Raw genomic sequence first — 15,306 nt, 5'->3', positions numbered from 1 at the left:
AGGTCTAAGTTCTCTTGGTAGTAGTACATAAAAACCCCCTTTATAATAATTTTCCGACAAAGGGTATTTTTTCTAAAATAATATGCTTAGTTCTATTGACTAAGTTATTTTTCAACACTCTGAAAAGTGTAGGAAAATATATTCCCTACACTTTTACTTTTTGATTATTTATTGTTGTACAGTAATTGTTTGTGGACTTACTGATACTTTAAATCCATCTTTACTAGATACATCCGCCGATATTGTATACGTACCATTTGGAACAGTTGCTTCTGGGGTCCAATTCAAGTGAATTTCATTTTTGTTTTGTACATCTAGTGAATCAATTACATTTCCGTTAGCATCTTTAATATAAATTTTCCAATTTACATTATTATTTGCAAATCCATTGATTCCTGCTGGCGTTTTACTATTTACATTTTTATTTGGATATACACTGAAGTAGCTAACAAGCATTCCTTCATTAATATAAGTAGGATCCCCCCAAACTGTATAACTTTGGTTTAGAGCATAGTCTACTCCTAATACTACGACACTCTTTGGCTCTTCTTTTACTAGAGTAGATGTTGCACCTTCAGGTAATGACTTATACTTACCGTTATACCAAATGACCGCACCAATATAACCACTTCCAACATCATCCGCTTTGAACGAGATTTCGTATTGGCCATCTTTAGGTGTTACTTTTATATCCGTAACAACTGGAGCAATTGAGTCAACATGCAATGGAAGTTTTACAATTTGTGGCTTCGCACCTTTATAATCAAGCGTTGTTTTGATTACATAGTTATAAACGCCATCCTTCACAACTTGTCCATTTTGATCTTTTAAATCCCAACCATATCCAGTATTCAAATAGTCTCTGTAAGACATAATGTTTTTACGGAATTTCCATGGCTTACCAGTATATTCACTAAAATCACCTAAATATTGGAGTAATTCACCTTTATCATTTTCTACGTACATTTCTGTTTTAGCTAAGTTACGAAGCACTGTAAATGATGGGTATACTTCTTTCAATGGAGTATTAGGTGACATTACAATTCGATCCATATTAAAACTTCCTGTTCTTGGATCATATCCTAATGGGAATACCCCTTCTGCTCCTATTTCATCATTCCAAAGTGTAGTATAACCTAAGAATGCATCTTTCTCATATGCTGCTGGATCAATGTTTTTTGGTTGATCCCATTTGCCATAATACCCCATGTAAGGAACTGATAACGGTACTGCTGAATCGCTATTTCTTCCTGAAGGAACTAGACGTACATATCCCTCAACAAATGAACCATCTTTTAAGCTTGATGGAAGTTGAATCTGAACATCAAGATTTTTTTCTTGTCCCGGTTTAATTTTTAATGTCTTTCCTTCTGTGCTTGTTACTTTTTCACCGTTTACAGTTGCCGTAGCCCCTTGGATACGCTCACTTTTTAATGTTAAATATTCTTTTGAATCTAATTTCCCATCATTGTCTAAGTCAAATTCTTTTGTTTCTCTACCATCTGTATATACATCTACATACACTTGATACTCTAAATCTTTTACATTCAGATTTTGAAGAGCTTCTGCATTTAATTTGAAGTGAATATTATTATTAACTTCTTTTAGTGCAACTGCTCCAGCTTGTTCAAGCGGAGTTTTCTCTCTTGTCACAAGTACAGGCGTTTTAATTGCATTTTGAATTTGCATTAAACCAGATCCTTGAATACGTGGAGAATACGGTACTTCATTATTCGTACTAGGATCTTGTACTAATTTAGAAGTGTTCATTAAAGCAATTTTCGCTTTTAACGCTGTACTCTCTGAATGTTTTAATCCTTTTTCATAAAGTGATTGTAAAACTAATGCTGAACCACCAGCAACATGTGGTGATGCCATTGATGTACCGCTCATAACCTCATAGCCATTACCTGGTACAGTTGAGTAAATATTTCCTCCTGGTGCAGATATTTCTGGTTTAAAGTCTAATGTATGTGGAGCTCCATATGAAGAAAAATATGACATCGTATTCTGATCTGGATTATCAACATATACCCCTTTAGATGGTTTCATTTTTACAACATAACCACTTTGTAACTTAGAAATTAATGCATTGCCAATCGCTTTACTTGTTGTAGCTGCTTCTACATTAAAATAAGGACTCCAATATACTAATGGATAGTCAACATCTGAATTAGCTGGAACAAGAATGATTGCTTTTGCGTTCTTTTTCTTCGCTTCAGATTGAATATAATTGTAAGTAGCATACTTTACATTTGGTTTTGCTACAACGATCTTTCCTGTTAAGTCTGGAAGATTTTTAAAGTCGGCAGTTTTACCTTCTCCAACATATACCATTTCATATGATTCTAATGGTGATAATACTTTTGATAGATTAAAGTTATATTGTGATTGGTCTTGGTATGGAAGCTGTATTCCATTTTCCTCTTTTAGCGTATTCATATGTATATTTGAATTTTCATATGAAGCCACAGATATCGCAAAAGGACTTACACCTGGTTCCCCAACTGTACCAATATCCGGATTTTCAGCATATGGTTTTAAAGAAGATTGCAGCAAATTATTTTGCGTACTATAAGCAGAGTTTCCACCTGCTACAACGACAAGCGTACCTTGCTCAGTCGCTTCACGGATCACCTTTTGAATCGGATCATCCACTTCACTAACAAATCCTGAATCAGTTCCTAAACTCATATTAATGACATCTGCTCCCATTGTTACCGCATGCTCAATCCCTGCAATGATGTCATCTTCATATGCACCATTTGCTGTATCAGAGAATACTTTTTCTGCTAGTAATTGTACACCTGGAGCAATACCTGCAACCCCATCATTTGAATCATCACCGTTTGCACCAACTGTACCAGCTACGTGCATACCGTGCTCATTTCCTGCTCCATGTGGAATGACATCTGTATCATGATCCGCCCAGTCATATCCAGTTGGAACTTTGTCACTATACCAAACGTCTCCTACACTTGTTTCAGCAAGTTTACTTTTAATGTTTTCTTGATTCCATTTTTCTTTTGCTTTTCCTTTTTCAGTGATTGTCATGTCTTTATGCGTATAGTCAATACCTGTATCGACTACGCCTACTAACAATCCTTCACCCTGATATCCGTAACTTTCCCATACTTTTTGAGCTTGTACTAATTCTTTACTTGCTCCCATTGTTGGTTGGAACTTTCTTGCAATATGTACATTCGTTACGCCTTCTGTTTGTTGAATTTCTTTTAAGTTACGATATTCTGTCTCTAAACTAAAACCATTAAAGCCTTCATAAAAGCGTTGATTTATTTTTGGTACAGATCTTGTTTTTGAAATCTTTGAGATGACTTGATCTTGCTTTTCTTTAAAACGTGCTTTTTTAGTTTGAGTAGAATCATCAGAAGTTGTTGGTTGCTCTACCTCAACGATTACACGTACTTTTTCATTTGGTTTATAAGCATGAGCATCATTTAAATCTTTATAGCCAAATGGGTCTACAGCTTTTTCCCCAGTTTGTTTTTTTTCTTCAGCAAAAATCTTTTGACCCTGCTTTGCAATCTCATCTAAACTTGGAGCTGGCACCTGATTTTCATTTGTTCCTTCAGCAAATCCAGTTGATGTAAATAACATTGAAGCTAAAGTTGTCGTTGCAAGGACTTTGTAAGGAAAGCTTTTTCTCTTTTTCATCTCTAATCTCCTCTACAGTAAACTTTAATGTTCTTAATCTATTAAAATAAAAATAGATTCAAGCCAAACTGATTTAAATAATTGCTAATGCTTTATTAAGAAACTTGATACTATATTAATTTTAATTACGTTATCCCTATAATCATATTGGGTTATTCAATCAGACTTTTGGCATATTCAATTTGGAGAGAACTGAAAGAGTTCAAGTAGAAAAAAAGTGGATTTTGACATATTCAGTCGAGGATGTTCGAAAAAAGTTTATTAACTCGGGAAAATTGCAATAATTAGGTTGAGACATTTTGGGGTTAAGTTAGTCTGTATTAGACAAAAGAAGCATTTAGACATTTTCAACCGACGTCTATTATTTTTTAAATAGGTAAAAATACTGTATTAATAGAAGTCAGAATAATCTGTCTTCACTACATTTACGACAAGTTTCTACTTATTTTTCACCTGAACAATGGTAAGGTTGGTGAGTTGATCTAAAATGGAGCATTTTTTTGAAAAAATTGTTTTTAAGTTTAAGAAGGAAGTTGGTTCTGCTATTTTAATTGCTGTTTCCCGTTTTTAATTGCGATTATAAGAATTTAATTGCCGTTTCCCGTTTTTAATTGTCATTCCATAAATTTAATTGCTATTCCACGATTTAATTGCGATACATCAATTTTCACTGCGATTTGCCTTTTTTAAGCCCCCCATGAGATTAATACAATTTCCCTTCTTAATTAAAACTCCACTATTATTTCTTCCCATTTCATAATAAAGTCAGAATTTTTCATACAATTAACAAATATTAGTTTGTTAAATTACCTTTTTTTGGATAGAATGGATTAGTAGGCTTTTAAAAGTCTTGAATACATAACATTAGGAGTGAAAAAAATGCCAATCGATGTTTATTTAAATTTTAATGGTAATACACGTGAAGCAGTTGAATTCTATGCGTCTGTATTTAACACTGAAACACCAAAAATTATGACTTTCGGTGAAGCACCCCCAAATCCAGAATACCCACTACCTGAAGAAGCGAAAAATTTAGTTATGCATACTAGACTGAACATTAGCGGTAGCAACGTTATGTTCTCTGATACTTTCCCTAATTTCCCTTTTAACCAAGGCAATAATATTTCTTTATCTTTTTTAAGTGAGGACTTAGAAGAACTTAGAACTGTCTTTTCTAAATTAAGTGATGGCGGTAAAGTAGAAATGGAACTTCAAGAAACTTTTTGGAGTAAAGCTTATGGTAGCCTAACAGATAAGTTCGGCATTCATTGGATGTTTAATCACGGTACTGGTGAATTTTAATTTATAAATAAAAAGGGAAATGAATCCTTCATTAATAGGGTTCATTTCCTTTTTTACAGATCACTACTACATTTCCTCATTTAAGGTAACTCTCATCTTTCTCCTCATTCTATATTTCTTTTCAATCAGAATATTTACTATATAATAAGGTATAATTCTAGTTCTCTAAAAGTAGGTGGAATTTTATGCAAATACTATTAAAACGGTTATCACAAAATAGAGAAAAACTTAGCCAGCTAGAAAAACAAGTATTGGATTATATTTTACAAAATACGGATTATATTACGAAGGTGAATCTTGATGAATTATCAAAAGAGCTTTATGTATCTACAGCAACAATTAGTAGAACATGCCAGCAATTAGGCTTTCGTGGGTTTCAAGATTTAAAATATACTCTTTCAATGGAAACAAATAAGATTCAAAGTCCAGTTTCTTCTACTTCCTATCTACTTAATACTCATATTGAGAGAATGAAAGAAGAAATGGAAAAAACATTGGAATATATTGATGAAGAAAAGATTAAGCTAGCTGCTAAATATCTAAACGAAAGTACACATGTTGAAATATTCGGAGTTGGTAATTCACTTCCCGCTTGTGTCGACACTTCTAGAAAACTCATGTTTGCAGGTAAGTTATGTAATGCGCGAACTGATTGGGACGAGCTACGTAGTGCAGCAAATAGTTTAACAGAAAATGATTTGGCCATACTAGTTTCATATAGTGGGGAGACTCTACATATGTTAGAATTTGCCCATATTTTAAAGAATAGGAACGTTAAAACGATTGCCATAACTGGAAACCACTCGAATCGTTTACAAAAAGAAGTAAATTTATCTCTTCAAGCTTATATTACAAACACGTACTTTGGTGAGCTTGATATGACTTCAAGGTTTCCGTTAAGTATGGTATTAGATTTTATTATTATTGCTTATTTAAACGAAATGAAAATATGTTAGTACATTAAAGAGACAGAAGTAGTCTATTACTAGACCACCACTGACTCTTTTTATTTATGAATTTATTAATCTATTTAAAGTAAGCAATATACAAAAAATGTACACGCTTACATAAACGCCTCAAACGGTTGTTAAACGATTTTGCCGTGAGTATTCTTAAGACATAATAAAAAACGAAGGAGCTAAAAGCATGGCAAAGAAGAAGTCCGTTAAATCACAATTTTGGGAATTTTTTCAAGGGCTAGGTAAGACCTTTATGGTGCCCGTAGCATTACTAGCTTTTATGGGGCTTATATTAGGAATCGGAAGCTCATTTACTAGTCCAACAACAATCGAGACATTCCCATTTTTAGGAAATTCTGTACTCCAAGTATTTTTTAGCTTTATGTCCACTATTGGTGGATTTGCATTTTCATACTTACCCGTTTTATTTGCAATGGCAATTCCGTTTGGACTTGTACGATATGAAAAAGGTGTCGCTGCTTTCTCGGGATTTGTTGGTTACGTCATCATGCACTTATCAATTAATTTTTATTTAACAGAAACAAATCAATTAGTAGCGGCAGATAAAATGCGTCAAGCCGGTCAAGGTATGGTTATGGGCATTCAAACAATTGAAATGGGCGTATTAGGCGGAATCATCGCCGGTATAATTGTCTATTTATTACACAACCGCTTTTATAGTATTAAACTTCCAGATGCATTTGCATTTTTTGGTGGTGCTCGCTTTGTTCCAATCATAACGACACTTGCATTATCAGTAGTTGGGATCATTATTCCGATGATCTGGCCAGTTTTTGCAATTGCGATTACAGGAATCGGAAGTATAATTCAAAAATCTGGCGTTTTCGGACCATTTTTATTCGGTGCCGGTGAGCGTTTACTACTACCATTTGGTCTTCACCATATTTTAGTTGCAATGATTAGATTCACAGAAGCCGGTGGTACTGAAGTCGTTAACGGTCAAACGGTTTCAGGAGCTCTAAATATTTTCTATGCACAATTAAAAGCCGGTGCTCCGATCAGTCCATCAGCGACAGCTTTCTTATCTCAAGGAAAAATGCCAACATTCATGTTTGGTTTACCTGCAGTAGCACTTGCAATTTATGACTGCCCGTCCAGAAAATCGCAATAAAATTAAAGGACTATTAATCTCTGGTGTTATTGCAACTTTTGTAACCGGTATCACTGAACCGATCGAATTCTTATTCTTGTTCATTTCTCCACCTCTATATTTCATCCACGTTATTTTAACGGGACTAGGTTTTATGGTAATGGCTTTATTACACTTAACAATTGGTAACACAGACGGTGGAATATTAGACTTCATTATCTTTGGTGTTTTACAAGGAGTTAAAACAAAATGGTATCTCGTACCTGTAGTAGGAGCAATATGGTTTGCCGTATACTATTCAGTTTTCAGATATGCAATTTTAAAATTTAATTTAAAAACTCCTGGTAGAGAAGAAGTAACTGAGGATCAACAAAGTGAGGAACCAGTGGTTAAAGGTACAAATACTCAAGCTTTAAAAATTCTTACTGCTTTAGGTGGGAAAGAGAATATTCAATCACTAGATAACTGCATTACAAGATTAAGACTTGTTGTAGATAATATGAATATTGTTAATGAAAAAGTTTTAAAAGATTGTGGCGCACTTGGTGTCGTGAAATTAGACGAACACAATTTACAAGTTGTTATTGGACCACAAGTTGGTATTCTTAAAACACAATTAGAAAAATTATCATCTTAAATAAATTGGGGTTGTACGAAATGAAATACAAATTTGATCAGATAGTTGATCGGACCGGTACTTATTGTACACAGTGGGACTATATTGAAGATCGATTTGGAGTGCCAGATCTACTACCATTCTCGATTTCAGATACTGACTTTCAAAGTCCCGATGATATAGTACATACGTTAGAAAAGCGAATGAAACACGGTATATTTGGCTATACGCGATGGAATCATGCTGAATTTAAAGAAGCAATTATAGATTGGTTTCGCAATCGATTCTCTTGTGAAATAAAAGAAGATTGGATTGTTTATAGTCCAAGTGTCATTTATTCGATTTCAAAACTAATCGAATACTTGACAAATGTTGGTGATCACGTCGTTATCCAAACTCCGGCTTATGATGCTTTCTTTAAAGTCATTCAAGATAACAATCGTTTCATTTCTGACAATCAATTAATCTACGAAAATGGCAAGTACCGAATCAACTTTGAAGATTTAGAACAAAAACTATCTCACGAGCGTGCCAAGGTCCTTCTACTATGTAGTCCGCATAATCCAACAGGACGTGTTTGGACAAAGCATGAACTCGAAATAATTGTTGGCTTATGTAATAAATATAATATATTTATTATTTCAGATGAAATTCATATGGATATTGTACATGATCCTTATTCCCATAGTCCGATTATAAACTCTAGCAGTGACTTGAAAAATGTGTGTATATGCACTTCCGCGAGTAAAACGTTTAACACTCCCGGACTAGGCGGATCATATATAATTTTACCTAATGAAACGATAAAACAATCTTTTCTTCTATCATTGAAAAATCGAGATGGCCTTTCATCCGCAAGTATTTTTGGGACGTTAGCGACAATTGAAGCCTACAAAACTTGTGAAGAGTGGGTTGATGAATTGACCGAATATATTCATGATAATTTAAAAACAGTAGAAGATTTTATTAACGAACATCTTCCGAATCTTAAATTTACAGTGCCAGAATCAACATACCTTGCATGGATTGATATTACAGGGCTGCCTTTTTCTAGCGAACAGTTGCAACATGCACTTGTTCATCATGCGAAAGTAGCCATCATGCCTGGAGAGACATATGGTGAGGCTGGAAAAGGATTTATCCGCATGAATATCGGCTGTCCAAAGTCTAAGATTATTGAGGGATTAAATCGGCTAAAAAATGCAATAGATTACTTAGAAACTAAGAAATAGTTAATTTAATAAACCTCTAAAAGTAGAAGTTCAAAAAACTACTTTTAGAGGTTTATTCATTTGAAGAAAATAGTTAAAAATTGCTTATTCAAATTTGTAAACAAGTAGTTATTAATTAGTGAAGTAACATATATTCTATTAAATCGCTTTTTTTAGAATATAAATTGGGGAAGTGTTAGAATGAAGTCCACTAAAGCTGTTAAGTACTCATCGAACTGGTATGTCTTACTGTCATTTGCTGTACTTGCTGGTATTAGTCAAATGCTTTGGTTAAATTTTGCACCTCTAATTTCATATTTAAAATCACATTACGAAGTTTCTGAGTCAGATATTAATTGGTTATTAATTGTATTTCCATTAATCTATATTTTATTTTCAATTCACTCAGGTAAGGTAATTGATCGAGCTGGATATCGATTTAGTATTTTACTAGGTGGCATTTTCATGTCCGTTTTTTCTACTATTAGAATTTTCGATTCAAGCTTCTTATTTTTGCTAATTGGTCAAATAGGAATTGCGATTGGCCAGCCTTATACTTTAAATGCAATATCAAGTTTAGTAGTTGACTGGTTTCCTAAAAATAAACAAGCAACAGCCACTGGCATTGGCACAGTCGGTATGTTCATCGGTATGGCAGTAGCCTTAGCAGGGACACCGCTTCTTGTAGATCATTTTGGATTCCAACCAACATTAATCATCATGGCAATTTTAACAATTTTTGCAACACTCCTCTTCTTCTTCATCGGTCACCATAACTCAAAATTAAAACGAAATTCTAGTACTTCAGGAAGTTTTAGCACTACATTTAAATTATTGAAAAACAAGAATCTTTTACTATTAAACATCGTTTCTTTTTTAGGTTTAGGAGTCTTTAATGGATTAACATCCTGGCTTGAACAAATCTTAAAACCGTACGGAATTTCATCAGAACAAGCCGGAATTGTAGGTGGCACTTTAATAATAGGCGGTATTATTGGTTCAATTGTGATCCCGGTGTTTTCAGATAAAGTTGGTAAAAGAAAGCCCTTTTTATTAGTCACGATTATCGGCTCACTTCTATTAATCTATCCTGTTTGTACTTCAGGTAATTTTGCTTTTCTAATTGTAATAGGTAGCCTCCTTGGATTCATATTTTTACCAGCCTTTGCTTTGCTGCTGTCAGCTACGGAAGAGCTAGTTGGTGAAAAAGTTTCCGGTGAAGCAACAGGACTACTTTTGATGGCAGGGAATTTAGGTGCTGTAATTGTCATTGGGGTGATGCAGCTAATTAAAGGCGAGCAGTCAACGTGGATTCATTCAGTTTATTTCGTGCTAATTTTAATGCTGATTGGTTTTTTCCTTATGATTTTATTTAAGGAAAGTGCTTGTATTGTAGTGGATAACAAGAAAAATAATAACGAATATAAGTAAAAAAAGCATTGGAATTTATAAATTCCAATGCTTTTTTTAAAGTTATGATTTAAATTCAATTTTCTCCAAATATAAACCACCAGGATCCGCAAGATTACTCACTTGAGCACGATCCTTTAATTCAATTATTTTCGATATATTTTCAGCGTGTAATCTACCTGCTCCAACTTCAATTAGTGTCCCAACGATTTTCCTAACCATATTGTAAAGGAAACCATTTCCACTTATTCTTATTTGGATAAATCCGTCTTTCTCTTCGAAATCAATTGAATAAATTTCTCGTACCATTGATTTCTTCTTAGATTTTGCATTTGAGAATGCTGTAAAATCGTGTTCGCCTAAAAAGTACTCGGCTGCAGCCTTCATTTTTTTAAGATCTAGTTTCTCTTCTACATGCATACTGTATTTGCGCATAAATGGGTTCGTATATTCTTCATTCCAAATTTTATAGATGTACGTTTTAGCACTAGTATTATATCTTGAATGGAAACGGTCAGATTCAATTGAAACTTCCTTTATACTAATATCTTTAGGTAAATAACGATTTAAATAACTTTTAATTTCTATTTCAGGCATGTTCTCTTTTATTTTAAAATTAGCAACCTGTTCAAATGCATGTACACCTGCATCCGTTCGACTACTTCCAATAATTTCAATTTCTCTTCCTACCATTTCTGATATTACATTCTCGATTTTACCTTGAATTGTATTTTCACCATTACCAAGCCTTTGCCAGCCTTTATATCGGCCCCCATCATATTGAATGACTAATTTATAATTGTTCATCTCTTGCTCCTTATCTAACACTATGTATGTACTATTTTCCTCTTACGTTAAGATTTTAAAGTACTGATCTTTTTGTAATTCCTGCTCTTAACACTTTACCACTTTTTTATTACATATCCTATTTTTAGCCCATTCTAGATAAGTTCATAACTTTTTTCCTTTTTCACAAACTACTTTTAGTAGAAATGAGGCATTTTACATTATACTAATAGTAACAATTGTGATAGGAGTTTGACATGGTACTTGATGAGTTGGCATTAAAGATCATTAATGAAGTTAGAAAGTTAATACAAGAGGATATCATTATTATTAATACAGATGGCATCATTATAGCAAGTACAGACCCAGCACGAACTGGTACATTTCATGAAGGCTCATTAATTGCAATTAATGAAAGAAAAACGCTTACGATCACATCAGACGATGAAAATCGTTTAAATGGTGTAAAGGCTGGAATTAATCTTCCTATTTATTTTCAAAATGAAATAGTTGGAGTAATTGGAATCACAGGAAATCCCGAGCAAATTTCCCCTTTTGGAGAAATGCTTCGTAGGATGACAGAATTATTAATTAGAGAAAACTATTATACTGATCAAATTGATTTGCAACAAAGAACTTTAGAAGCATTTGTATTTGATTGGATTCAAGATATTGAGTGGGATGATTATTTTTATGAACGTTCTACTATGCTAACTATTGATTTAAATTATATTAGGCAGGTTATTATTTTTGAATGGGAAAATACCAATATGGTCCCAATCGATACAAGGCAACTAATAATTGATTTAGCAAATCGAAATAAAGATGACGTATTTGTTCGTTGGGGCAATAATCGAATTGTATTTTTGATGAAAATTGATGATTCGAATAAAGATATTCATCAACTACAAAGAATACATGATCTATATGAGATTATAAAAAGTCGATTAAACTCCCCCATTGCTGCGGGCGTTGGGCAACAAATCACTCCAAAACAATTACATAAATCATATCATCAAGCGGCTCGCGCATTAAAAGTAGCATTAAAAACAAGTTCAATTATTTTTGATGAAGATTTAACAATTGATTTAATTCTGCAGGAACTTTCGCAAGAGATTAAGAAAACATTTATAGAACGGACAATTGCGCCTATATTAAGTGAAGAGGATTTATTTATTACAATTAAAGAATATATAAATCAAAATCAATCCCTTAAAAATACCGCACAATCCTTACATATTCATATCAACACACTTCTATATCGCCTAGGTAAAATTACTGAATTAACGAAATTGAATCCGAAAGATATCCAAGATTTAGTTAAATTGTATATCGGAACATACCTACTAGATGATTCTACAAAAAAACACCGGTAAATGGTGTTTTTTCTGTATGTTCCTCTATAGTAAATTCATCTATTAACTCTTTATACTTGAATTAAGATAATGGGGGGAATTTATTTATGATTACAAATGACATTGCACAAAGTTTTATAGCAATTGTTGGAAAAGAAAATTATGATGATTCAAAAGTAGAGAGACTCGTATATTCTTATGACGCTACACCGAATTTGCAAGCTCTTCCGGATGCAGTCATTAGTCCTCGTTCGACTAAAGAAGTATCCGAAATCGTGAAAATCTGTAACGAAAATCACATTCCGATTGTCCCTAGAGGCTCTGGAACGAATTTATGCGGTGGTACTTGTCCAACAGATGGTGGTATCGTTATCTTATTTAAACACTTAAATAATATTCTTGAGATAGATGAAGAAAACTTAACTATTACAGTTCAGCCTGGTGTAGTCACTCTTGATATGATTAATACAATTGAAGAAAAAGGCTTATTTTATCCGCCAGATCCAAGCTCAATGAAAATTTCTACAATAGGTGGAAATATTAATGAAAATTCAGGTGGCTTACGTGGATTAAAATATGGTGTAACACGTGATTACGTCATTGCTCTTGAAATCGTATTAGCAAACGGAGACATTATTCGAACTGGTGGAAAGCTAGCAAAAGATGTTGCTGGATATGATTTTACTCGTTTATTTGTTGGTTCTGAAGGAACTTTAGGTATTATTACCGAGGCTACATTAAAGCTTATTCCAATGCCAGAAACGAAAAAAACAATGCTTGCATTATATGATAGCTTGGAAGATGCAGCCAAAACGGTTTCTAAAATTATCGCTAATAAAATTATCCCTACTTCCCTTGAATTTATGGATCAACCTACTCTAGAAGTAGTTGAAAATTTTGCACAGATTGGGCTACCGACCGATGTAAAAGCCGTTTTATTAATTGAGCAAGATGGTCCTAAGGAAGTTGTAGACAGAGATATCGAATTAATAAAATCAATATGTCAGCAAGAACAATGTATTTCAGTTAGTGTAGCTAAGTCTGAAGAAGAAGCAGTAGCATTACGAACGGCTAGACGCTCTGCTCTTTCAGCTCTTGCACAATTAAGACCAACAACAATTTTAGAGGATGCAACTGTCCCTCGTTCTAAAATTGCTGAAATGGTTTCAGCAATTAATGTGATTGCTGAAAAACATAATGTAAAAATTTGTACATTCGGTCATGCAGGCGATGGAAATCTACATCCTACTTGTCCTACCGATGCTCGTGATCACGAAGAAATGGAACGAGTAGAAATGGCATTTGCAGAGATATTTGAAAAAGCAATTGAACTTGGTGGCACGATTACAGGTGAACACGGTGTTGGAATCGTAAAAGCACCTTACCTTGAGTTAAAGCTTGGTAAAGAAGGAATTAACGCAATGCTCGCTGTCAAATCAGCTTTAGATCCGAATCATATAATGAACCCAGGCAAAGTCTTTGCAAAAGACAGTCGTAAAAGAATGGTGGTGTCAAAATGACAACACTTCAAGAACAACAAGCTATTGGTCTACAATTTAAAGAGCGTATGAACGAAGATGAGCTTTTAAACTGTATGCGATGCGGTTTTTGTTTACCGAGCTGTCCAACTTATATTGAATCCGGTCAAAAAGAATCACACTCACCACGTGGACGCATCGCTTTAATGAAAGCAGTAACGGACGGATTAATTGAACCAGATGAAGATGTGGAACGTACACTTGAGCTATGTCTTGGATGTCGTGCATGTGAGCCTGTTTGCCCTTCTGGTGTGAAATACGGTCATTTACTAGAAGAAGCTAGAGATATTATTGCTCAACACAAAAAACATTCACTTCCTGCACGAGCTGTTCGTAAAGTCGTATTTAAAGAACTTTTCCCGCATCAAAAACGTATGAGACTTGCAGTTGGTCTATTAGGCTTATATCAACGAACAGGCCTTCAAGTCGTAGCAAGAAAAGCTGGTATTATGAAGCTGATTCCAAACAATTTATCTGCAATGGAAAAGGTTTTACCTAAGGTCCCAACTATGAAACAAATGAAGTCACGCCCTGACTATTTGCCACCATTAAAAGAGAAAGTAAAGAAGGTTGCATTTTTCTCTGGATGTTTAATGGATACAATGTTCTTAGAAACAAACAATGCAACGATGAAGCTTTTACAATTGGCTGGTTGTGAAATTGTCATTCCAAAAGACCAGGCGTGTTGTGGTGCATTACATGGTCATAGTGGTGAAAAGTCGATTGCGAAAGATATGGCAAAGAAAAACATCGAAGCCTTCGAAAATCTCGGTGTAGATTATATCATTACAAATGCAGGTGGCTGTGGTGGTTTCCTAATTGACTATGATCATCTTCTTAAAGACGATCCAATTTGGAAAGATCGAGCTCTTTCGTTTAAAAATAAACTAAAAGATATTTCAGAAATTCTAGTAGAAGTTGAGTTTCATAATAAAGTAAAATTAAGTTTACCAGAACAAATCATTACGTATCAGGATTCATGCCATTTAAGAAATGTTATGAAAACCGCTTCCGCTCCAAGAACATTATTGAAGTCAATACAAAATGTATACTATCACGAAATGAAAGATGCAGATCGTTGCTGCGGCTCAGCTGGTATTTATAATATCGTCGAATCCGAAATGTCGATGCAAATACTAGATTACAAGATGAAGCAAGCAACAAAAACACAAGCTACTACAATTGTAACAGCTAACCCTGGATGCTTATTACAAATGAAGCTAGGTGTAGATCGAGAGAATCAATCAGAACAAGTGGAAGTTGTACACATTGTTGATTTACTTTTAAAAGCTGCTGAATATAAAGCAAATTAATTCTAAAAAAACACAAGGAACCTAATCCTT

10 protein-coding genes and 1 pseudogene are annotated in these 15,306 nt (G+C 34.0%); 9 read left to right on the top strand and 2 right to left on the bottom strand.

The window, feature by feature from the left end; genetic code table 11:
* Window positions 1-168: 168 nt before the first annotated feature.
* Window positions 169-3,675, bottom strand: coding sequence for a S8 family serine peptidase (locus tag AN960_RS05920; RefSeq protein WP_056468226.1), 3,507 nt, complete (start codon window positions 3,673-3,675; stop codon window positions 169-171).
* A gap of 879 nt (window positions 3,676-4,554) precedes the next feature.
* On the opposite strand from AN960_RS05920, the gene AN960_RS05915 reads away from it, so the two are divergent.
* The 6 genes and pseudogenes from AN960_RS05915 to AN960_RS05895 all read left to right on the top strand — a co-directional run bounded on the left by AN960_RS05915 (window position 4,555) and on the right by AN960_RS05895 (window position 10,305).
* The gene (locus AN960_RS05915; protein WP_056468222.1) at window positions 4,555-4,977 is read left to right on the top strand and encodes a VOC family protein; all 423 of its coding nucleotides are present in this window, start codon (window positions 4,555-4,557) and stop codon (window positions 4,975-4,977) included.
* A 185-nt stretch (window positions 4,978-5,162) separates the two neighbouring features.
* Entirely contained in the window at window positions 5,163-5,933 is a 771-nt protein-coding gene (locus AN960_RS05910) for a MurR/RpiR family transcriptional regulator (RefSeq protein ID WP_056468219.1), read from the top strand.
* Between the two features lie 190 nt (window positions 5,934-6,123).
* Window positions 6,124-7,132 (top strand): annotated as a pseudogene (locus tag AN960_RS25005) (PTS transporter subunit EIIC); the annotation flags it as partial.
* A gap of 69 nt (window positions 7,133-7,201) precedes the next feature.
* On the top strand, window positions 7,202-7,684 hold the full coding sequence (locus AN960_RS25000; RefSeq protein WP_353611574.1) for a glucose PTS transporter subunit EIIB: 483 nt from the start codon (window positions 7,202-7,204) through the stop codon (window positions 7,682-7,684).
* A gap of 20 nt (window positions 7,685-7,704) precedes the next feature.
* Window positions 7,705-8,895, top strand: a complete 1,191-nt coding sequence (locus AN960_RS05900) for a MalY/PatB family protein (protein ID WP_056468217.1) — start codon at window positions 7,705-7,707, stop codon at window positions 8,893-8,895.
* Between the two features lie 180 nt (window positions 8,896-9,075).
* Window positions 9,076-10,305, top strand: coding sequence for an MFS transporter (locus tag AN960_RS05895; protein ID WP_056468214.1), 1,230 nt, complete (start codon window positions 9,076-9,078; stop codon window positions 10,303-10,305).
* 42 nt (window positions 10,306-10,347) lie between these two features.
* On the opposite strand, the gene truA is transcribed toward AN960_RS05895, so the two are convergent.
* Window positions 10,348-11,091: a tRNA pseudouridine(38-40) synthase TruA gene (truA, locus tag AN960_RS05890; protein WP_056468211.1), complete on the bottom strand. Its 744-nt coding sequence runs from the start codon at window positions 11,089-11,091 to the stop codon at window positions 10,348-10,350.
* Between the two features lie 236 nt (window positions 11,092-11,327).
* Between truA and AN960_RS05885 the strand changes: the two genes are divergently transcribed.
* The 3 genes from AN960_RS05885 (at window position 11,328) to AN960_RS05875 (ending at window position 15,276) form a co-directional block, all read left to right on the top strand.
* Window positions 11,328-12,446 carry a CdaR family transcriptional regulator gene (locus AN960_RS05885; RefSeq protein ID WP_056468210.1) on the top strand — a complete coding sequence of 373 codons (1,119 nt, stop codon included), beginning with the start codon at window positions 11,328-11,330 and terminating at the stop codon, window positions 12,444-12,446.
* 86 nt (window positions 12,447-12,532) lie between these two features.
* Complete coding sequence (gene glcD / locus AN960_RS05880; protein WP_056468207.1) at window positions 12,533-13,945, top strand: glycolate oxidase subunit GlcD; 1,413 nt, start codon at window positions 12,533-12,535, stop codon at window positions 13,943-13,945.
* Window positions 13,942-15,276 carry a (Fe-S)-binding protein gene (locus AN960_RS05875; RefSeq protein ID WP_056468204.1) on the top strand — a complete coding sequence of 445 codons (1,335 nt, stop codon included), beginning with the start codon at window positions 13,942-13,944 and terminating at the stop codon, window positions 15,274-15,276. Before glcD ends, AN960_RS05875 begins: the two co-directional genes overlap by 4 nt.
* Window positions 15,277-15,306: the final 30 nt, after the last annotated feature.

The organism is Bacillus sp. FJAT-25509 (assembly GCF_001420605.1).
In the GTDB taxonomy this organism is placed as follows: domain Bacteria; phylum Bacillota; class Bacilli; order Bacillales; family Bacillaceae_G; genus Gottfriedia.
Note: the sequence above shows the minus strand (reverse complement) of the source record. Positions and strands in the feature narration are given on the sequence as shown.